Raw genomic sequence first — 19208 nt, 5'->3', positions numbered from 1 at the left:
CCGTCACACACCGCCAGCACCGCCGCAAACACCTGGGCGATGTCGTCGCGGAGCGTACTGACGAAATGGGCAATCGTGGTGAAATGCGGCGCCGTCATGCCGCACAACGCCATGAACGTCACGTGCTCTTGGCACACGCGTTCAATGGCCCGGCTGCGCACGATGCCCTGGGAATACGCGAACAGCACCACTTTGAGCAACATGGCCGGCGGGTACGCCGGCGCGCCGGTGGCGTCGTTCTTGAAGCGCGCGTCGAAGTGCGCCAGATCCACTTCGTGGTCGAGCAGGTGGTTCAGCGCGTGCTCGAACGTGCCGGACAGCAACTGGCGCGCGAGGTCGACGCTCAGAAACTGCGGGTTGGTATCGAGGGACTTGTAGCGGGCCATGGCAGGATCTCGACAGCGAGGCGAACCGACACCACATTCGATGCAGGACGAACCCGTCGCGTGCTATCAAGTTCCGTTTCCACATTGGCTTGCTTCGGGACTTTTCCTACAGCCTCGTTAGAGCGACAACTGCAAATCCATTACTATGAACATCTCACTCGTGATTGCGTTCATTCTTAGCGGAGTGTCCCTCCTCTGTTCGTGGCGGATCTATGTTCTACATCGACGATCGGGAACGCCAATCCTGGGCTATGAGGTCGGCGCCATGCTGGCGAGCATTGGCCTGCCTTTCGGCTCGGCAGGGACTAGTGCGCTCGTCGAGGGCGGAGTCGCGAGGGCGCTTGTCTGCTGCGGTTCGCTGCTCGCAATTTGTGGAACAATGCTGGTCGTCCGGTCAAGGCGGCAAATGCGATCCGGCGGTCGCTAGCACCGATGGTACTGTTCGGAATGTGCGAGCTACGCATCGAGGCGAAGGCGCCGATTGTCGCGGCGAGCAATTCGCGCTCTAACGAAACGTTTCTGCAGTCAGCGCATTTCGGAAAGCGCGCTGCGCGCGCAGATTATTTGAAGCGCTGCAGCAGAACGCAAGGCGTTGAGGTTGTAGGATTAGACGTTTTACGGACGCGCCCGCGCACCGAATCGCGCGGTGCGGATTCGTTCGAGTATTCCTCGCGCGAATCGTGGTCGTATCGTTCGCTTCGAGCTTCGACGTGCGGTGTTCCTCGCGCTGCTTACGCCGCGTATCCCGCGTTGGCGAGCTTTTCGATGTTGTGCACCAGACAAAACAGCTTCCATTGCCCGTCGACCTTCGTGCGCCCACGCAGCGTGAAGCGATCGAGGCGCTTGTTGTGGCGCAGATTCGCAAACACCGGCTCGACCGTCGCGAAACGCCGACCGTACTGTTCACGGCCGATGGCCGAATCGATGCGCGCCTTCATGCGCATGGTGTGCGTTTCGTGCGGGTGCCGCGTGTCGGGCTCGACGCGGCCGCGGAAGAACGCGACGTTGCGCACCGCGGTCGTGTCCGGCGTACGCAGACAATGCGCGCGCAGCGCGCACGGGACACAGTCCCGCTTCGCGCCGCGAAAGTGTTCGCCGACGTAGTCCTTCGTCATGTTCGCGCGGCCTTTCCGATAGAGCGACTTCCCCGCCGGACACTTGCAGGTGCGTGCGTCCGCGTCGTAGACGAAGTCGTTCGGCGTGAAGCAGGGTGATGAGGCCGGTGTCGGCGTCGCCTTGTTGTGCAGCGGATTCGGTAGCGCGGTGTACCGGTCCTGCGTCGCGAAGCGCTCATCCCGACGGCGCATCTCGTTGTCGGCGATCAACGCGGCGACGCGCATCGCCGCGAGCGCTTTTAGGTTCGCCTCGCTGTGATAGCCCGCATCGGCGGTGATCAGCGTGTCCGCGGTGCGGAGCGCGTGCGTGGCCGTCACCACGGGCACGAGTAGTTCCTGCTCGGCGCCCGTGCCATGCGCTTGCGCCTCGACGATGATTTGATGCGCGCTGTCGACGGCGGCGACGCCCGTGTAGCCCTGGAGCACGCCTTTGCTCGTCGCCATCTTGGCGCTGTCATTGTCGGTCCGATTGCTCTTGCGGAGCGTGCCCTTCGGCCCGCGACGATCGGTGGGATTGTTCGCCAGCCAGGAGCGGATCTGCGCCGCATCGTGCTCCAATCGCTCGATCCGCTTCGTCGCCTTCGTGTCGGGATCGGGCTCCGTGGGCGCGGTGTCCGCCGCACGATGGCGCTGCAGCATCGTGGTCGCGGCCAGCTCCAACTTGGCGGCCTGTCGCTCGAAATCCGCCCGCGTTCCACTGCGATGCTTCGACGCATTACTCGGCAGTTTTACGCCATCGATGGCGAACATCTCCCGGCCGATCAAGCCCTGGGTGTCACACACCGCCAGCACCGCCGCAAAGACGCGCGCGATGTCCTCGCCCAACGAACTGACGAACTTGGCGATCGTCGTGAAGTGCGGCGCGCGGTCGCCGCAGAGGGCGATGAACGTGACGTGCTCTTGGCACGCGCGCTCGATCTGCCGGCTGCTGACGATCCCCTGCGAGTACGCGAAAAGCACCACCTTGAGTAACAGCGCCGGTGGATACGCCGGTGCACCGGTCGCATCATTCTGAAACCGCGCGTCGAAGTGGGACAGGTCGATCGCGTGATCGAGCAGATGGTTGAGCGCGTGCTCGAACGTGCCGGGCAGCAGCTGCCGGGACAAGTCGACGGCCAACAATCGGGGCTGCGTGTCGATGTACTTGTAGCGCGCCATGCCGACCCCTCGACGGAGATGAAATCGGACTGCACATTTCCGTCATCAAACACCCGAGGCGCGGGCGGGAGTTCCGTTTCCACATTGACTGTTTGCGGACTTTTCCTACAGCCTCGTTAGACCCCGAAAGTAGTGTTGCTGCTGGCTGCGGTTTCAATCGGAGAGCTCAATGGCATTTGACGCGTCGCCCTTTGTTTTCATTCCGTTCTTTGCGGTTACGCTGTCCGTAGGCGTCGGTTCATCGATCGCCCTCGTGCGCTACTTGCTGTGGCGTCGAACCGCCACAGCCCGGATGGTCGCCGGATGCTGCGGATCGTGTGGAAGCAGCCTCGGATTCACGGCGACGTACAACGTGACGGGTATCCCTGTGTGCCGTTCGTGCGCGGATGGGCTCCGTCGCAAATTAGGCGGGTGGATGCTTGGCGCTGCCGTAATGATCTCCGCCCTGCTACTGGTCTCATCGACTGCGTTCGTGGCTGATCTACTCATCGATGGGGGGCCGGCATGGCGATGGTGGACCAAGAACTCGCGCGCCTGGGTCGTGGTCATCCCTGCCTTGACGGTCTTCGCTACCGCCGCGACCGCAATCGGACTCGGTCGGCTTGCCAACAAGTTGGCGGCGGCACGCGAGATGGCGCGGCTACGTAAGGGAAGCGACTTGCCACTACTCGCGCGCGTGTTGGCGTCGTTTGAGTTGCCCACGCAACCGACAACTTCGGTGAGCTCCCGCTCTACGGAGGATGACCGTTGAGGAGCGGCTCGACTGGTCCCAGGTTTGGTCTAACGAAACGTTGCTGCTGGCAGCGCGAGGCGGTGTGCGGCAGGCGGTCGCCGTGCTGGCGCACGGCGCCCGTCCGGCCGCAGTTTATTTGATGCGCTGCAGCAGAACGCCAGGCGTTATGCGATCGACAAACAGGTTGCGTGTCTCGTACAAGGCCGCACGAATCTTGATGTTTCGACGCAATGATGCGGGCGGCGCCAAATCGCGACGATGCCGCAACGCGACAATCTTCTTCTCCGGAGCCGGTGATGAGCGATAACATGCGCGCGTGGCTCGGCCTCAGCCTATCGGCGGTCGCCTTGGCGTTGGCCGGCGTGCTCTATCAATGGCTGCCTTCGACTGCGAGCGCGTTTGGTCGGTTTGTGGTGTCCGCAAGCCTCGCGTCCCCGCTCTTCGTCGTCGGCTTGGTCCAGAGCACCTCTCCAAGCGCGCTCGGACAGGGCGGCACGCGTCGAGCACTGCTCGGGACTACGGGCATGGCGGTCGCTATGGCGCGCGAGGCGGCGCGCATGCGAGGTACCCTCGTACCGCCGATGCTGGAGGTCGCCTACCAGGGTGTACTCCTGGCGCTGCTGGGGGCAATGGCCTGGGCGTGGTGGAAGGCGCGACACCCGTCTCCCGCTGCTGGCGTCGATGTGCGTTAGCCTGCGCAGTCGTCCCATAACGGTGCTTGCTGCAGACGGGCGATACGGTTGCTCGCTTCGCTCACGTTTGATTTGATCGCCCGCTGCAGAAGCCCGCGTTATGCAATTCCCAGGCGTCGTCAAGGTTTCCCTTTCCGCGCGACTCACTCAAACATTCGAGGCTCCTGTGACCCGGTGTGCGAAAGCGCTGGTGCTTCTATCAGCGACGTGGCTTTCAACAGGGTGCGTGGAGAACGCACCAACGAATGGATTTGATGAGCGCACGATCCCTGGCCCCCGATTTACATACGATTGCACATTTAGTGGTGCGTTCTGCCAGGACATCCAAGCATCCATCAATCATTTGAAAGGCCACGGCAACGTCGGTTGCATTAACGCGGGCAATGCTGCCCAAGCACGGTTCGATGCAAAAGGCTACGGCTTCAGACCGGCACAGGCAAACGTGCCCTTACCACCGGGAACCCGAGCCTACGTATGGATGAATGCTAACATACCACCCCAAACAACTTTCACTGGCTACCACTCGACAGACCCCAATACGTACATAACCGACCTTGGCATTACTCAGCTGACGGAGGTGCTTGCTGGGACCATCGCTCATGAGGAGCAGCATCAGAACGGAATGGAAGATCCGAACGAGACGTGGGGTATTGGGGTATTTATGGCAAACACATGCCAATAGAGCAGCTAGTCCTCGTGTTCCGGAAGTACTAGTACGCCTCAGCTCCCCGCCGGCACGAAACGTGTGGGTTGTTCAACATTACTTGGAGAGCATCATGATACGAACAGCAAGTTGTCTTCTTGTTGCACTCGCGTTTGCGTCGCCGCGCGCAGGGCAGACCGGGGCACGGATGAATGAACGAGATATCGTCGCGATCGTCGAGAAGACTCTCGACTTCGCCGTAAAAGATAGCGTTCTCACAAAGTCGACGCAAAGCAGAATCATGGTCGATGTCGATCTCAGCCTCTCGGTGCTGCGCGCGAAATCACGCCTGCCGATAGAAACTGCTTCGGAGTCGGTGCGTGTCATTCCTCCTCGGCTCGTAAGAGCGAACTTTTTCGATTATTACGAGTGTCCAACTCGGTCGATCTCCGTGCGCTGCGAAATGAAGCGTGAAGGAGAGTTTCTCACTGTCTACGCGGCCCAAGCCAACGATGACGGAGATGAACTGCTCGTGTGGGTATCGTTTAGTGCTTACAGATCCGGTGAAGGCGGTCACGTTCGGACCGTAGCACGCGCTCTGAAGTTCCGTCGGCTCTCGACCGATGCGTGGCAGTTCATTAGTGCCGGAGACTATCTTGTAACCTGAGTAGTTGTTGTTGATAACAGGCTAGTACACGAAGATCGCGCCGCCGCCATCTGCAACTCGATTTGCGGCCATGCTCGAACCAACCTGTCGGTATTTCGCTGGCTCTTGGTCCCTGAGTGGCGGTGCCAAGGTGCTACCGTTCAAGGACGGTTACGGTCGTGAGGCTAGTCCGTAGTCCGCGACTGCATAACGATGCTTGCTGCTGGCGAGGGCTCTTGCATCAGTTTCGTGTACACTTCCACCTAACGAGAATGGGAGTTACACGTGCCACGATCGGGACCGCGCAAGCTGTACAAGTACACGGACGAGTTTAAGCAGACGGCCGTTCGTCTCAGTCAACAGCCGGGCATGCAGGTCAAGACGGTAGCCGCCGCGCTAGAGATTCATCCCTTCATGCTGTCGAAGTGGCGGAAGGACGTACGCGACGGGATGGTTGGCGGGCGCGCGGTCAAGGCGCCGCCACCTGGCCCGGCGCGTGAGATCGCGCAGCTGCAGGCGCTCGAGCAGCGGTATGCCGAGCTGCAGCAGGAGCACGAACTCTTAAAAAAGCCATTCGGTTCTGTTCCGCTCAACGGGCGAAACGTTCGCCTTCATTGACGCGCACTGCACGCAGTTCCGCGTGACGTGGCGGTGTCACCGCTTCGACGTCACGCCAAGTGGCTTTTATGCCTGGCGCGCCCGCGGAGTAAGTGACCATGCGAAACAGGACCGACGCTTGACCACCGAGCTTGTCCGCTTGTTCACGCGCCATCACGAGCGGTACGGCAGTCCACGGCTACACCGCGCACTGGTAGACGCTGGCTGGCCGGTCAGTCGCCGTCGGGTCGCGCGACTCATGGCGGCCGCCGGCCTGCGGGCCAAAGCCGTGCGCGGGTATCGCGCGAAGGCCGCCGTGCATCAGCGGTATGCCCGCCATCCGAACTTGCTCTGGAAGACCACCGTAACCGCGACCAATCAGGTGTGGGTCGGCGACATCACGTACTTCAAGGTGGCGGGCTGCTGGTGGTACCTCGCGATCGTGATGGATCAGTATTCCCGCCGCGTCTTGGCGTGGTCGTTGACGCGGCGCCGTACGTCAGCCGTCACGTGCGCGGTGCTCGGCGCGGCCGTGCGCCGACGACCTGCGGTGGGGGTGATCTTTCACAGCGATCGCGGCACGGAATACATGGGGGCGGCCTTCTGTGACGCCGTCGTGGCCCACGGCATGCGCCAGAGCGCCAGTGTTCGAGGGCCTGGCGACAACGCGCACGCGGAGTCGTTCTGGCACTCGCTCAAGGCCGAACTGACGCGTGGTGTCACCTTTCTCACCGATCACGCGCTTCGCACCGCGCTCCGTCAGTACATCCGCTACTACAACCGCACGCGACTGCACTCCAGCTTGAACTACACTTCTCCTATCGCCTTCGAGCGTTGCGCAGCATAATCAACGAATGTCCACGAAAGTGGTGCAAGATCCCGGGCGAAGTGGATGCTCGCTTCGCTCGCGCCTTATTTGATCGCCCGCTGCAGAAGCTAGCGTTATGCAACCCAAACCCGGTCTCTGATGTTCCTCGCGTTTCTGCTCACCGCTTTTCTCGCCGGCTTCTCGAACGACGCTAACGACGCCTCTGCGTTGCCGTGCGAGCGCCCGTCTCACGGCGTCACTGATGCGTCTGAAGTGTCAGCCAGCGCGTTCTCTCTGCGGGTACCGCGCTCGTTCGTCAAGTTCGACACGCCAACCAGCGCCGAAGTATCGGGCTGGAGGCGGGGCGAAGTGATTCTCGGCTTCGAGTACGGAGCAAGCGCGAACGATTTGTCCGCTCTCCGTTCACTCGACGAGGTGCGCAAATGCACGACTGAGATCGGGGGACGTGCGGTCACTGTGCTTCTTGGTCGCGGCCCGGCCGGCGAGTACCTCGCTGCGGCGCACTGGGCACGGCAGGGAGACACTTCACCCATCATGCCGCTGACGGTAAGCGGCTAGTCCAACACCGAAGAGGGACAGGAAGAACTGCTTGCGATCATCTGGAGCGTGCAGTTTCGAAAGCCGGCATGATGGCTTTCGCACCGTGAACAGTCGGGAAGATAGGTGACACTTTGTCCGGGGACATCGTTAACAGTCTTTCTTGAGAGACGGTGCGCCGGTGATGGTGCGGGTGCGCTCGTCAAATCGACCGAGCAACGTCTCGTAGTAGATCACGTTCCAGACGCCGTCCTGCACCTCCTCGAGTCCGATGGTCTCGCCGTTGAGTGCTTGGGTTAAGAACTGCTGGCCGTTGTGTAAGCGAAACGTGCCGGCCGTGCTCACGCGTCGGATTTCGAAATGGCCCGGATAGGTTGGTGGGATGATGCGCGTTGGCAGCGGTCTCGCGGAGGGGCGCCAGCGCGAGGCGGGGGTCTCGTCATTGAGCGCCTCGTGGGGCCGCACCTCGTTGTAGGTCTGTACGAACGTGTTGGGCACCCGTTGCTGCAGTTTCGCGTTGGCCGCGGCGGGCTTGGTGACTTTCGCTTTGAGGACCCGATGCATGCGCTCATGCGCGCCGTTTTCCTGCGGACTCGCCGGCGCCGGCGCGCCGGTGGCGTCGTTCTTGAAGCGCGCGTCGAAGTGCGCCAGATCCACTTCGTGGTCGAGCAGGTGGTTCAGCGCGTGCTCGAACGTGCCGGGCAGCAACTGGCGCGCGAGGTCGACGCTCAGAAACTGCGGGTTGGTATCGAGGGACTTGTAGCGGGCCATGGCAGGATCTCGACAGCGAGGCGAACCGACACCACATTCGACGCAGGACGAACCCGTCGCGTGCTATCAAGTTCCGTTTCCACATTGGCTTGCTTCGGGACTTTTCCTACAGCCTCGTTATGCGCAGCGAGGCAGGAATGGACATGCGCATCGCGGCCACTGGCGCTCTGTATATGATCAGCATATACTTTCAGGGTGACCGACTTTTCCGCTTTCGCGGCCCGACTGGCCGGCTTCGACTGGGACGGCGGGAATGCGGAGAAGAACTGGGCTCGGCATGCGGTCTCGCGGAACGAAGCCGAGGACGTCTTTTTTTATGAGCCGGTGCTGCTGGCCGAGGATGCCAAGCACTCTACCCGAGAGCCGCGCTACCTCGTGCTGGGCCGTACGGCGGCGGATCGGCGACTCGCGGTGATCTTCACCGTGCGTCGCGATCTGGTCCGCGTGATTTCGGCCCGGCCGATGAGTCGCAAGGAGCGAACCCTATATGCCAAAATCCCGCACGAAGCCCCGTAAGTCGATTCCGGCGTTCCGCTCCGAAGACGAAGAGCGCGCGTTCTGGGCCACGGCGGATACGTCTGAGTATTTCGAGTATCCGCAGGCGACCCGCGTCACGTTTCCGAATCTGAAGCCGTCTACCGCGACGATCTCGCTGCGCCTCCCGCAAGGGCTCCTCGACGAGCTCAAGGTCTTGGCGAATCAGCGCGATGTTCCGTATCAGTCGCTCCTCAAGGTCTACTTGGCGGAGCGCATTGCCGCCGAACGGCGCGCGAGCGCATAACGTTTCGCTGCTGCCGAAAGCGACGGTGGGGTGCGCCGTGTAACTGCGGCGCTGGCGCGCCTCCGTTCACGGCTGTTTGTTGAGAGTCGCTGCAGCAGAGCGCAGCGTTCGGCGTCAGCAAGTTGGGTAGCTTTGCCGCAGATTGAGAGGGCGTTCGTAATCACCCTGCGCCTGATGCACAGAACGGGGCCCGATTCACACACGTCGTACCAATCTTGAATCGATGACACGACGCCAGATCTTTGTCCGCGGAATGATCGCTGGGATTCTCGTTGGTCTGATGCTCCAAGCCGTCAACTGGCTGTACTCTGCTCACCCTGAGGCGAATGACTTCCGTCGGTTCACGATCATCGTCCACGCCGTTCTCAGTGCAATTGGTGCGATCTGGCTCGCGCGCGGAATACCAGGCGAGCCGGATATCGCCGCGCAGTGAGTGGCAGAGATAGCCGACCCGTGGGACAGCCAGAGAGCGCTCAGCAATGGGCAAGCCGTCGACGCGGTCCCAGTGTCAGCTGCGATCGCTCCATCGCCAATTCCGCACCATCGTCATTCGTAGCCTTTCCCGCGGAGTTACCGACCCGATCGCTGCTGGCGACGGGGCTCCTCGCGGACGTCGGCTGCCTTGCGTCGTTCGCCTGCCGCATCGTTACCAGGCCCCACAGCAGGGCGCGGATGTCTAGCAGGCAACGAGCCGTGCCGGCTCGGACGATCAGTGCAAACTGCGGCAAGTGCCCGGCCGACCCAATGCGGCGGGTTGCGTAATGCACGCGTGCGGTTCAGCCGTGGCGACCATACATTGTAAGAGTCCCAACAACCTCGGAGTTCGCAATGGCCGTAGAGCTGACTGCTGTCTATCAGGCGGTACCTGAAGGGTACATTGCCTTCGTAGAGGAACTGCGGGGTGCCAATACGCAAGGTGCCACACTCGACGAAGCGCGAGCCAACTTACGCGAGGCCGTGGTGCTCGTGATGGAGGCTAATCGCGCCATGGCGGAAGAAGACCTTGCGGGCGCCGCCGTGATTCGCGAACCCCTCCGCCTCAGCGCGTGAAGCGCGTCGAGCTCGTGCGCCATGTCGAGGCGCACGGCTGTGTCCTCCTCCGGGAGGGCGGCAATCACTCAGGCTTCGTTAATCGCCCCGCGCGTCGGACGTCCGTTATCCCGCGCCATCGTGAGGTGAATGATTATCTCGCGCGAAAAATCTGCCGCGATCTCGAAATTCCGGAGCCATGATGCCGAACAGCGCGTTGCAACTGACAAGCGCGTTTCGGATTGCTCGCTACGCTCGCATTTGATCTGATGCGCTCGCAGCAGAACGCTTAGCGGTGAGGTTGTAGGATAAGTCGTTTGCAGGCGCGCACGCGCGCGGCGTAGCGCCGCGTAGATCCCATCGATGATTGCTCGTACAAATCGCGGTCGTATCGCATGCTTTGCGCGTCGACGCGTGGTGTTCCTCGCTCTGCTTACGCCGCGTATCCCGCGCAAGCGAGTTTTTCAATGTTGTGCACCAAGCAAAACAGCTTCCATTGCCCATCGACTTTCGTGCGCCCGTGCAGTGTGAAGCGATCCAATAGTTTGTTATGGCGCAGATTCGCAAACACCGGCTTCACCGTCGCGAATCGCCGCCCGTACTGCTCACGACCGGTGTCGGAATCGATGCGCGCCTTCATGCGCATGGTGTGCGTGTCGCGCGGGTGCCGCGTGTCGGGCTCGACGCGGCCGCGGAAGAACGCCACGTTGCGGACCGCGGTGGCGTCCGGCGAGCGCAGACACGTGGCGCGTAGGGTGCAGGGTACGCCGTCCCGCTTCGCGCCGCGAACATGCTCGCCGACGTAGTCCTTCGTCATATTTGCACGCCCCTTCCGGTACAGCGACTTGCCCGCGGGACACGTGCAGGTGCGTGCGTCCGCGTCGTACACGAAGTCATTCGGCGTAAAGCAGGGCGACGATGGTGACACTGGCGCCGATTTGTTGTGCAGCGGATGCGGTAGCACGGTGTGCCGGTCTTGCGTCGCGAAGCGCTCATCTCGACCGCGCATCTCGTTGTCGGCGATCAGCGCGGGGACGCGCATCGCCGCGAGCGCCTCCAGATTCGTCTTGCTGTGATAGCCCGCATCGGCCGTGATCAGCGCGTTGGTCGCGCGGAGCGCGTGCGTCGCCGTCACGACCCGGGAGAACTGGAGTATGCCACGGGCATGGCCCTTGGTCCCGATGCGGTAGTCGTCAACGACCCGAGTCAGGGACGGTACATACTCGTCGACTTCAACGGCCGCTTTTTGCGGCAGACGCTCGCCGCGTCCAGCGGATATGGCGAGGTATGGCAAGGCGCGGTGGATTCCCTTGGGCGCATCATCGACTACCCTGTACGAGCACCCATCGACGGCGTGGACGCCCGCACGGGGTACGCGCGCGCCGAGGCACGCGTTCGTTTTATCCACCCCGACGGGCGGGCGGACACGGTGGGCGGGGTCACGTGCGGTGCCCCCGCACCAACGCATGTCTACCGTGCGCACGACGGCTTTGCGACGTCGTTCACGCTGCCGTTCGCCGCTGACCCGCAGACGGTGGTAACGGGTCGAGGTACTGTATGGTGTGTACCAATGTCGACGTACCAGTTGTTCCAGGCGTCACTCGGTCAGCCCCTGCGCACGGTAGTGTCCTGCATCGTGCCGCGAATAACGGTGCCACCTGCACTGCGCGACAGTATGGTACGCCGCTATTGTACCTTCGCCAGCGCAGAAGGTACGTTGGTCGATGACGGTGAACACCGCATTCCCATCACATACCCGGCGCTCCGGCAGATTGACGTCGACGATGACGGGCGCGTATGGGTGCGCCGAAATTCGCATACCACGCCGGCGCCCATCGGTGTGTTCGACGCGAGTGGAACGCACATCGCCTCCGTGCGCGTGCCGCGCCCGCTCGGCGACCGACTGTTCATTGCTCGACAGCATCTGTACGACATTCAGCTCGACGGCGATGACGTACCGGTCGTGGTGCGCTACCGGATCGACCGACAGTGAAGCAGGCGATGATGCGTTCGGTATGCCTCAGCGTAACGCAACCCGTTGTCGGTGTTACTGTTTCGGTAGACCTTCTCCCGTGAGCGCGCCATGGGCGACCCTGTCGCGCTCACGGCTACGAGCTACCTACCGCACATCTGCGTGACGCGCGGCGCATCGGCCGGCAAGTAGATTGCGAGCGCGGATGCCTTGGAGCTTGCGCTGCCGGTGCCGAGTGCCTCACCGAGCACCTTCACGCCTACCTTGGACTCGGTGACCGGATTCGCGATGATCGCTGTGGCGCCAGCTTCTGCCGCGCGCTTGATGATGGTCGCCTCGATCTTCCGGTCGGACGTATACACCGAGTTGGCTTCGGCTTGAATGAACGCCAGTTCGTAGTAATCCGATGGAATCTCGGCGCGGCTATCGTATGTCTTCACGACGGCCTCGCAGGTGGCAGTCCGCGTTGCTCCTGATGGAACCACGCTGGTCGTGGTGGTCTTGACGCCGCAACCAGCGAGGACAGCGGCGGTCGCGATACCAAGTATCCCGCTCGCAAATGAAGTCTTCATATGTTTCTCCCAGAAAGTGTGAACCGTTTGGCATCCTCCCTTGCAAGCGAAGGGCCAACGGGGCGCTCAGCAGGGCGGCTTCGTGAAATGGCTCACGCTTTTACCTGCACGGATCAGCGAAGGCGGGGTTGCAGGACGACGCGTTGCGGTTGGCCGTTCGGGGCACGGCGCGGCCCGCTACCGTTCGGCTGCGCACGAGGCCGCTTCGAAGCAACATGCGTGTGGCGCTTTCCGAGCGATGCTTGCTGCAGACGGGCATCTTCCGAAGCTCGCCTCGCTCGGTGCTGAACACCTGTCCCACACGATTGCGACGGCAAGCAGCTCGTATCTGCCGGTCGCCTCCAGCATGATCAACTGCGGACTGCTCGAGGCGGCGCGCTGCACCAACGTCCGCACGCTCCCTTCATCGTTCTCAACCGTGAATCGCTCTATACTCGACAGCACGCGGATCACCAGCCCGGCTATCGCCATATCGACGCCGATAAACATTTGCCCCGCCAACCGCGCAAGAGGCCACAGCCGCGTCCGTCGTTGTGGTCATTCGGGCTCTCACGACGGATGATCAGACACGCCGCTCCAGCGAACGCACGGTGTTTGCCACCGAGGCCGCATCGAGCTGGCGCCCTGACCAGAACTACTGCACAATCATCAGAACGGTGGATACGCGACCGTCAACAACGATTCAACGGAGACGTCAAGTGACCCCGCGCGATACTGAAGTCGCACCCGTGCGCGGCGAGAAGCATCAAGCGCTCGCCGTGTTCCTGGGCCACTGGAAGACCGACGGCGAGTCGTTCGGTAGTTCGAATCAGCCCGTCGGCGATCCGAGAAGCGTCGCTGAACCGTGGGTTAGCACGCACACCGGCACGTGACGTCATTTCGCGCGCACCTTCGACAATCACGGATTCTACCGTCACTACGAAATGGACGTCGATGGACGCCTGTGGAGTGTGAGCGGTGACAGGGAGCGCGCACGCATTGAGTTCAGTGAAGACGGATGGACCCAAACGATCACCTGGGAGTGGCGCCCTAAGGATCGTTGGCTTCCACTCTGTGACCGTATCGCTCGTCGACAGAGCTAGCTGGATCGCGCGCGTGCAGTCCGCAAGCTAGAGTGTGTGACGTTGGCGACCAACGTGGTTGCTGCGCTGTGGCCGCGCGCCACACCTATCGTCGGTTCAATTCATCGCAATCGTCATGCAACAAGCATTGGTCGAAACGTTGGAAGCGTCATTACGGCAGGCGCAACTCGACGGAGATGTCGATTCGCTCGAGCGCCTCATCGACGAGGACTTGCTCTTTGTCGGACCGGACGGCGTGTTGGCGTCGAAAGCAGACGACCTCGCGCTCCATCGGAGCGGGGCCGTACGCTTTACCTCGCACGAGCCGACCGATCTGCAGTGGCGTCTCATCGCGCCCGATGTCTTGGTCGTCGCCCTCCAAGCGCACCTCGAGGTCCTCGTCCACGGACAACCCGTCTCCGGTGTCTATCGCTATACTCGCGTCTGGGCGCGCCGCGGCGAGCAATGGCGCGTCGTGGCGGGCCATGTGAGTGCGATGCCGTTTTAGAAGCTGGCGGCGCGCGAGGGCACGGTGGTCCTCCTCGGACAGAACATCTTCCTCTCTCGTGACGCGATCGATGAGCAGACCACCGTCGATTTCTGTGCAGGCGCGCATGCCGCGATGCTCGCGTGGTGCCGTACACACGATCGTGCGCTCGCTGGGCTATCATGGGAAGTGTACGGCGATCGGCACGCCGACCCAGCGCTGCGGCGCATGAGCTGTTGCAGGAAGCCGGCGCCGAGGGCAGCTCGTAGCGCTCCGCAGGCGTTCGCGCGGCCATACGCCGCAGCACCGGGCCAACGCCTTCGGCGTCGAGGAGGACCATGCCGAGATGGACGTCGGACACGCCGCGGCGCGCGCGATACGTGAAGCGCCACGCGTCGCTCTGCTGCTCGACCTCCATGCACCAGCACGCGATGCCGCGCTGTCCGGTCCGCGCCTCCGCCACCTCCGCCAGATGGGACGCGATGACAAACGTCCCGTGCGGGGCGCACGCGAGCCCGTCGACCAAGAGCGCCGACGCCTGCGTGGCGTCTTTGATGTTGGTGCCGCGAAAGACTTCGTCACAGATCGCCAGTACGGCCTCGCCGCGATCTACCGCCTCGACGACGGCCCGCACCCGACGCACTTCGGCGAGATAGAGACTCTCACCCCGTGACAGGTTATCGCGCACCGTGAGCGACACCACCAGTCGGTCATGCCACGGAATCTGGGCGGCGCGCGCCGCGACGGCCATGCCGAGATGCGCGCAGTACACGGTGATGCCGACCGCCCGCAGCAAGGTGCTCTTGCCCGCCATGTTGGGACCGGTCAGCAGCAGCACGCGTTCGGACTCGGCGAGCACGACGTCGTTGGGCATGCTGGCCGAGAGCGCGGGATGCCGGACGCCGGAAAGTACGAGGCCAATACCTCCGCGCGCGGCCAGCTGCGGTACGACACCCGCGACCGCCGTGGATGCGGTCGCCAGCGAACAGAACGCGTCGAGCTCCGCAATCGCGCGCACGAGGGCGTCCAGGACGTCCCGCAGCGGCGGTGCGTGCGGTGGTTCTTCCGCCTGCGCGTCCGTCGGCGTGCCCCCACGCACCAGCCGATCCAACCCGGCGATGGCCAATGTTTTCCCGCGGCCGACGGTCGCGCGGATGCGCTCGCGCCGGTGGTCGTGCACGCTGCGCCGAAAGGCCTTGACGATCTCGGCGAAGGTATGATCCTCCGGGAGGGCGGCAATCCGATCGTAGACGGCGTCAAAGCGCGTCAGCAGCGCGTCTACCGACCGCACGCGCGCCGCCACGTGCGTAACGATCTCGCGAAAGCTCGCCGCGAACAGGGTCCGTGGAAGCACGGCGTCGGGCACGAGGACGTAGTTGGAGTGCAGAAACCCGTGGACCTCTGCGGACAGCGCGTGGAGATCGCGCCAGGGTACCGCGTCGACGATCGACGCGAGCTGGGGAAGCAGCGCCTGCCGTCGGTGCAGCGCCTCCAGATTGGCGGGCGGCGCGGCCAGCAACCGCTTCAGCGCCTCGTGTGCGGAGCGCGCGTGCGTGTGATCGAGCCAGGCCCCGAGTGGCCACGCGCCCGCAGCATCGGGAAGTAGTCCGAGGTCGATCAGCGACGGTCGGTCGGTGTACATTCGGCAGGCATTGTGGCATGGTCGACGAAGCGCGGGACGGCGGGTGGTACTCGGGTCGAGCGCAACGGTTCCTTGACGCAAGGCGACGCGTGGAGCGCGCCGCTGATCTTCGCTGTTGACGCAAACCGGAGATGTGATCATGCGTTCCTTGCTTCTGCGTACCGCAATGCTACTGGGCTTGGCGTCAGGAACCGCCGCCGCACAGCCCGCGCGAGCGCGATCTTTGGATCTGTCGATCGGCGCAGCGGGAATGGTGGGGGGAGCGAGCAGAACGTATCGCTCGAGTCTTGGTGGCGCGCTGGACGCCATGTTCAGTGCGCCGGTCGGCAGACACCTGCGATTGGGCGCGTCGTGGTCTGCGCAGTCCGGGCTTCAGAACACCGACGACTGCATCGTGATCGATCCGGGTTCGCTCCCAAGCCGCTGTCTGGTCGCGTTGCCGTTCGTGACGTCGTGGACGGCGCTGATCGGCCGCGACTGGCATCTGCATCGCGCGTTGTCGATGCGTGCGTCAGGGGGACCGAGTTTCGTCAGTGTCTATCGACGGACCACGTCACCGTACTCGTGGTCATCGATGGGTGGCGTGACCGGCCGCGTCGATTTCATTCTGGGAGGGCCTGCCAACGTGGTGGCGTCGATCCGTGGCGCCTTCGTGCCGGCATTACCCAATAACGCCAGTGGCACGTTCGCGTTCGGACTCGGCATCGGGCTGCACTAGGTCCCTTCCCGTTCCCGTCGATGGGTATGCGGCAACGTACTCAGGAATGGCTCCGCGTGACTCTTCTCAGCCGGTACATTGATCCAACGACACGACCAAACTTCACCGCGGCTGCACTCGCGCTGCTTGTGGCGTCATCGCTCGCGTGGTGGCCTCCGCCCTATCGTCGGGGCACGCTGCACACGCCCTGCCCGCGCCGGCTTCGGCGGACAGTTCCCGATGGCGTTTGAAGATCTTCGCGCAACTCCGCACGGCCTCGCCTTCCCGCCGGGCGTGACGTATTTCTCTACGTGCAGATCTGCGCGGCTTTCACATTAGAGGACATCCATGCTCCGTCAGCTCGCGTCGTGCATCCTGTCGTTCGTCCTGATCGCGCCGGTCAACGCACAGGGTGCGCCTCCCGTTACGCTGGCCGGCACACAGCAGTACGACCTCAAGGCGACGGCAAACGGGCGCGAGTACCGGCTGTACGTGGCTCCGCCGGTTGGCTACGTGAGAGGAGATACCACACGCTATCCCGTGCTGTATCTGCTCGATGGCCATTTTTCGTTTCCAGCGGCGGTCTCCGCGCGCGAGTATATGGGGCTCTTTCGCGAGCTCGAGGACGTGATCATCGTGGGGGTCGCGGCGCGCGAGTACTCGTTCACGTCGTGGTTCATCGATCGCTGGCGCGACTACACGCCTTCGCGTGATACCGCGACCGACTCGACATTTGCAACGCAGTACAAACTCGCGGTGGAGACCGTCCGATCCGGTGGTGGGCGCGATTTTTTGCAGGCGCTGCGGAACGACCTGATCCCATTCATCGACACGGCATACCGCACAACCGGCGACCGTGGGTTGTCGGGGCACTCGCTCGGCGGGTTGTTCACGGCCTATGCACTTTTCGCTGCCCCGGATCTCTTCCAACGGTACGGCGTCAACAGCCCATCGCTGTGGTGGAAGGGAAGTGAGATGTTCGCCACGGAGAGCGCCTTCGCCGCGACGCATCGCGCACTGCCCAAGCGTGTACTGCTTACCGTGGGTGCAAACGAGGGAGCATCGATGGTACCGCCCATGGCGAAGTTCGCGGGTGTGCTTGGGAGCCGGGGCTATCAGGGGCTCGTGCTGGACACCGTGGTTTTTCAGGGCGAGTCGCATACGTCGGTGGGTCCGGCAATGATGGCCCGAACGCTCCGCGTGCTCTACGGCAAGCGGCGATAGGACCGACGGTGGCTGCGGTCGCGAAGTCGCCAGTGTGCGCGCTTGCCGCCGAGTAGCCATCGGGAATGCCTACCTGCATACTCCGGAAATGCGTCGTCCTTTCTTGATCGCCCTCGCCGCCTTGGCGTTATCGGGCCGACCGACTTCGTGGCCCCTGCGCGCCGCGCTTCCCCTCGCGCAGCTGGAGGACTTTCGCCGGCCCGCCGGGACGCGCGTCGCGGACACCCTCAACGCGTCCTTCAGCATCCGCGAGGTTCGCTGGCGACCCGAGGGGGCGAACGGCGCCGAGCTCAGTGCATTGGCGTTCGTCGAAGATGGGAAGCCGGCGAAGGTACCCGGGCCATTGCTGCGCGCCCCTGCCGGCACCACGATCCGGGTGACGCTGCACAACACGCTTGGCGTGCAGCTCGTCGTCTTCGGCTTGCACGATCGCGCGGCCGGCCGCGGCATGGATTCGGTTGCCATCGCGGCTGGCGCACGCGTGACCGTCGCCTTTCGAGCGTCGACCGCCGGAACCTATTACTACTGGGCGCGGGTCCGCCCCACGGTGCAACACCCGACGGCACCGGTGCCGGATGACTGGCCGAGTGGAGAGAAAGGGGAGGGCCCGTTGGTGGGTGCGCTGGTCGTGGATGCGGCCGGCACCGTGCCGCCGCGTGGGGAGCGGATTCTGCTGATCAGCCGTTGGCTCGACGACGACGATGCGCGGGTCCATCACGATCCCGCGTTCAGGATGATGATCAACGGCGCGAGCTGGCCTCACACGGAGCGGCTTGGTTACGTCGTGGGTGACACTGTGCGTTGGCGCATCATCAACGCCAACGCTGCCGCGCATCCGCTGCATCTGCACGGCTTCTACTTCACGGTCACGGCGCGCGGCGACGGCCGACTCGACACGCTGTATGCCGAAGGGCAACAACGTCGCGTGGTGACGGAATTACTCCCGCTCAACGGCACGATGGCGATGACGTGGGTGCCAGAACGTCCGGGCAACTGGCTGTTCCATTGTCATCTCGTGCGGCACATGGCGTTGGTACAGAGTATCGCGCCGCGCATCCCGCTGCGTGGCGGTTCGGCTGGCTCCGCGCACACGGCGTCGTCGGTGCATCACCCCGAAGAGAACATGGCGGGTTTAGTGATGGGCGTGCAGGTGACCCCGCGCGCTGGCGCGACGGCCGCGCGAGCGCTCGCATTGGCCTCGGGCCGTAATCCTGGTGCGCCGGCGGTGCGGTCGCTCCGCGTGGTCGCGACACAGCGGGCGAATGTATTTGGCTCGTCGCCGGGGCATTCGTTCGTGTGGCAGCGCGGCGGCGTGGCGCCGGCGCGCGATTCGATGCAGTTCCCCGGCTCCACGCTCGTGCTGCATCGTGGAGAGCCAACGGCGATCACGGTGGTGAATGGCCTCTCGTCGCCGCTCGCGGTGCACTGGCATGGCATGGAAATCGAGAGCTGGTTCGATGGCGTGGGCGGCTGGAGCGGTGCCGGTCGCAGCGTGCGGCCGCCCATCGCACCGGGTGACTCATTCGTCGTGCGACTGACGGCCGCCCGGGCCGGCACGTTCATCTACCACACGCACGACGAAGCCGGCAGCGAACTCTCGACGGGCTTGTACGGAGCGCTGATCGTGGAGGAGCCC

General features: G+C 63.4%; 22 protein-coding genes. 16 read left to right on the top strand and 6 right to left on the bottom strand.

Translation table 11 applies throughout. The annotated features are described in order from the left end of the window. On the bottom strand, positions 1-386 hold a 386-nt coding region (locus RMP10_RS08635; protein ID WP_310569936.1), incomplete at its 3' end, for a transposase. Between the two features lie 731 nt (positions 387-1117). Then, positions 1118-2659 (bottom strand): IS1182 family transposase, encoded by a 1542-nt coding sequence (locus tag RMP10_RS08630; protein ID WP_310569935.1) that lies wholly within the window; start codon positions 2657-2659, stop codon positions 1118-1120. Between the two features lie 472 nt (positions 2660-3131). On the opposite strand from RMP10_RS08630, the gene RMP10_RS08625 reads away from it, so the two are divergent. The 6 genes from RMP10_RS08625 (at position 3132) to RMP10_RS08600 (ending at position 7357) form a co-directional block, all read left to right on the top strand. Then, positions 3132-3410 (top strand): hypothetical protein, encoded by a 279-nt coding sequence (locus RMP10_RS08625; protein ID WP_310569934.1) that lies wholly within the window; start codon positions 3132-3134, stop codon positions 3408-3410. 278 nt (positions 3411-3688) lie between these two features. After that, the gene (locus tag RMP10_RS08620; protein ID WP_310569933.1) at positions 3689-4084 is read left to right on the top strand and encodes a hypothetical protein; all 396 of its coding nucleotides are present in this window, start codon (positions 3689-3691) and stop codon (positions 4082-4084) included. Between the two features lie 776 nt (positions 4085-4860). Next, the gene (locus RMP10_RS08615) at positions 4861-5394 is read left to right on the top strand and encodes a hypothetical protein (protein WP_310569932.1); all 534 of its coding nucleotides are present in this window, start codon (positions 4861-4863) and stop codon (positions 5392-5394) included. Between the two features lie 264 nt (positions 5395-5658). Beyond that, positions 5659-5991, top strand: a complete 333-nt coding sequence (locus RMP10_RS08610) for a transposase (protein WP_310569931.1) — start codon at positions 5659-5661, stop codon at positions 5989-5991. Positions 5992-6013: 22 nt separating this feature from the next. Continuing rightward, entirely contained in the window at positions 6014-6817 is an 804-nt protein-coding gene (locus RMP10_RS08605) for an IS3 family transposase (RefSeq protein ID WP_310569930.1), read from the top strand. Between the two features lie 120 nt (positions 6818-6937). Then, positions 6938-7357 carry a hypothetical protein gene (locus tag RMP10_RS08600; protein ID WP_310569929.1) on the top strand — a complete coding sequence of 140 codons (420 nt, stop codon included), beginning with the start codon at positions 6938-6940 and terminating at the stop codon, positions 7355-7357. 129 nt (positions 7358-7486) lie between these two features. On the opposite strand, the gene RMP10_RS08595 is transcribed toward RMP10_RS08600, so the two are convergent. Continuing rightward, positions 7487-8107 (bottom strand): integrase core domain-containing protein, encoded by a 621-nt coding sequence (locus tag RMP10_RS08595; RefSeq protein ID WP_310569928.1) that lies wholly within the window; start codon positions 8105-8107, stop codon positions 7487-7489. Positions 8108-8302: 195 nt separating this feature from the next. On the opposite strand from RMP10_RS08595, the gene RMP10_RS08590 reads away from it, so the two are divergent. The 5 genes from RMP10_RS08590 (at position 8303) to RMP10_RS23405 (ending at position 10120) form a co-directional block, all read left to right on the top strand. Then, positions 8303-8623 carry a BrnT family toxin gene (locus RMP10_RS08590; protein ID WP_310569927.1) on the top strand — a complete coding sequence of 107 codons (321 nt, stop codon included), beginning with the start codon at positions 8303-8305 and terminating at the stop codon, positions 8621-8623. Further along, entirely contained in the window at positions 8595-8888 is a 294-nt protein-coding gene (locus tag RMP10_RS08585) for a BrnA antitoxin family protein (RefSeq protein WP_310569926.1), read from the top strand. The genes RMP10_RS08590 and RMP10_RS08585 overlap by 29 nt, the downstream gene beginning before the upstream one ends. 223 nt (positions 8889-9111) lie before the next feature. Next, complete coding sequence (locus RMP10_RS08580) at positions 9112-9321, top strand: hypothetical protein (RefSeq protein ID WP_310569925.1); 210 nt, start codon at positions 9112-9114, stop codon at positions 9319-9321. Positions 9322-9716: 395 nt separating this feature from the next. After that, positions 9717-9938 carry a type II toxin-antitoxin system HicB family antitoxin gene (locus RMP10_RS08575; RefSeq protein WP_310569924.1) on the top strand — a complete coding sequence of 74 codons (222 nt, stop codon included), beginning with the start codon at positions 9717-9719 and terminating at the stop codon, positions 9936-9938. Continuing rightward, complete coding sequence (locus RMP10_RS23405) at positions 9935-10120, top strand: type II toxin-antitoxin system HicA family toxin (protein ID WP_345785787.1); 186 nt, start codon at positions 9935-9937, stop codon at positions 10118-10120. Before RMP10_RS08575 ends, RMP10_RS23405 begins: the two co-directional genes overlap by 4 nt. 230 nt (positions 10121-10350) lie before the next feature. On the opposite strand, the gene RMP10_RS08570 is transcribed toward RMP10_RS23405, so the two are convergent. Next, the gene (locus tag RMP10_RS08570) at positions 10351-11052 is read right to left on the bottom strand and encodes a transposase (protein ID WP_310569923.1); all 702 of its coding nucleotides are present in this window, start codon (positions 11050-11052) and stop codon (positions 10351-10353) included. Between RMP10_RS08570 and RMP10_RS08565 the strand changes: the two genes are divergently transcribed. After that, on the top strand, positions 11038-11910 hold the full coding sequence (locus tag RMP10_RS08565) for a hypothetical protein (protein ID WP_310569922.1): 873 nt from the start codon (positions 11038-11040) through the stop codon (positions 11908-11910). The genes RMP10_RS08570 and RMP10_RS08565 overlap by 15 nt on opposite strands. A gap of 122 nt (positions 11911-12032) precedes the next feature. Here the strand turns inward: RMP10_RS08565 and RMP10_RS08560 are convergent, their stop codons facing one another. After that, positions 12033-12461: a hypothetical protein gene (locus tag RMP10_RS08560; protein WP_310569921.1), complete on the bottom strand. Its 429-nt coding sequence runs from the start codon at positions 12459-12461 to the stop codon at positions 12033-12035. A gap of 698 nt (positions 12462-13159) precedes the next feature. Here RMP10_RS08560 and RMP10_RS08555 point away from each other — a divergent pair. Then, positions 13160-13333, top strand: a complete 174-nt coding sequence (locus RMP10_RS08555; protein WP_310569920.1) for a hypothetical protein — start codon at positions 13160-13162, stop codon at positions 13331-13333. Positions 13334-13869: 536 nt separating this feature from the next. Here RMP10_RS08555 and RMP10_RS08550 read toward each other — a convergent pair. After that, a complete protein-coding gene (locus RMP10_RS08550) occupies positions 13870-15651 on the bottom strand; it encodes a hypothetical protein (protein ID WP_310569919.1) in 1782 nt (593 codons plus the stop codon). Between the two features lie 139 nt (positions 15652-15790). Here RMP10_RS08550 and RMP10_RS08545 point away from each other — a divergent pair, with 139 nt between their 5' ends. The 3 genes from RMP10_RS08545 to RMP10_RS08535 all read left to right on the top strand — a co-directional run. After that, on the top strand, positions 15791-16369 hold the full coding sequence (locus RMP10_RS08545; protein ID WP_310569918.1) for a hypothetical protein: 579 nt from the start codon (positions 15791-15793) through the stop codon (positions 16367-16369). A 327-nt stretch (positions 16370-16696) separates the two neighbouring features. Next, positions 16697-17572: an alpha/beta hydrolase-fold protein gene (locus tag RMP10_RS08540; RefSeq protein ID WP_310569917.1), complete on the top strand. Its 876-nt coding sequence runs from the start codon at positions 16697-16699 to the stop codon at positions 17570-17572. Between the two features lie 88 nt (positions 17573-17660). Further along, positions 17661-19208: multicopper oxidase domain-containing protein (locus tag RMP10_RS08535; RefSeq protein WP_310569916.1), on the top strand; the 1548-nt coding region annotated here is incomplete at its 3' end.

The sequence above is a fragment of the Gemmatimonas sp. genome (assembly GCF_031426495.1).
In the GTDB taxonomy this organism is placed as follows: Bacteria; Gemmatimonadota; Gemmatimonadetes; order Gemmatimonadales; family Gemmatimonadaceae; genus Gemmatimonas.
The sequence above is the reverse complement of the archived record's forward strand: the minus strand, read 5'-3'. Positions and strand labels throughout refer to the sequence as shown.

Coding starts and splice junctions, on each gene's coding strand:
- RMP10_RS08615 (WP_310569932.1), top strand. CDS start 4,861: ATGATACGAACAGCAAGTTGTCTTCTTGTTGCACTCGCGTTTGCGTCG.
- RMP10_RS08540 (WP_310569917.1), top strand. CDS start 16,697: ATGCTCCGTCAGCTCGCGTCGTGCATCCTGTCGTTCGTCCTGATCGCG.
- RMP10_RS08580 (WP_310569925.1), top strand. CDS start 9,112: ATGACACGACGCCAGATCTTTGTCCGCGGAATGATCGCTGGGATTCTC.
- RMP10_RS08600 (WP_310569929.1), top strand. CDS start 6,938: ATGTTCCTCGCGTTTCTGCTCACCGCTTTTCTCGCCGGCTTCTCGAAC.
- RMP10_RS08550 (WP_310569919.1), bottom strand. CDS start 15,651: ATGTACACCGACCGACCGTCGCTGATCGACCTCGGACTACTTCCCGAT.
- RMP10_RS08545 (WP_310569918.1), top strand. CDS start 15,791: ATGCGTTCCTTGCTTCTGCGTACCGCAATGCTACTGGGCTTGGCGTCA.
- RMP10_RS08620 (WP_310569933.1), top strand. CDS start 3,689: ATGAGCGATAACATGCGCGCGTGGCTCGGCCTCAGCCTATCGGCGGTC.
- RMP10_RS08630 (WP_310569935.1), bottom strand. CDS start 2,659: ATGGCGCGCTACAAGTACATCGACACGCAGCCCCGATTGTTGGCCGTC.
- RMP10_RS08595 (WP_310569928.1), bottom strand. CDS start 8,107: ATGGCCCGCTACAAGTCCCTCGATACCAACCCGCAGTTTCTGAGCGTC.
- RMP10_RS08575 (WP_310569924.1), top strand. CDS start 9,717: ATGGCCGTAGAGCTGACTGCTGTCTATCAGGCGGTACCTGAAGGGTAC.
- RMP10_RS08560 (WP_310569921.1), bottom strand. CDS start 12,461: ATGAAGACTTCATTTGCGAGCGGGATACTTGGTATCGCGACCGCCGCT.
- RMP10_RS08585 (WP_310569926.1), top strand. CDS start 8,595: ATGCCAAAATCCCGCACGAAGCCCCGTAAGTCGATTCCGGCGTTCCGC.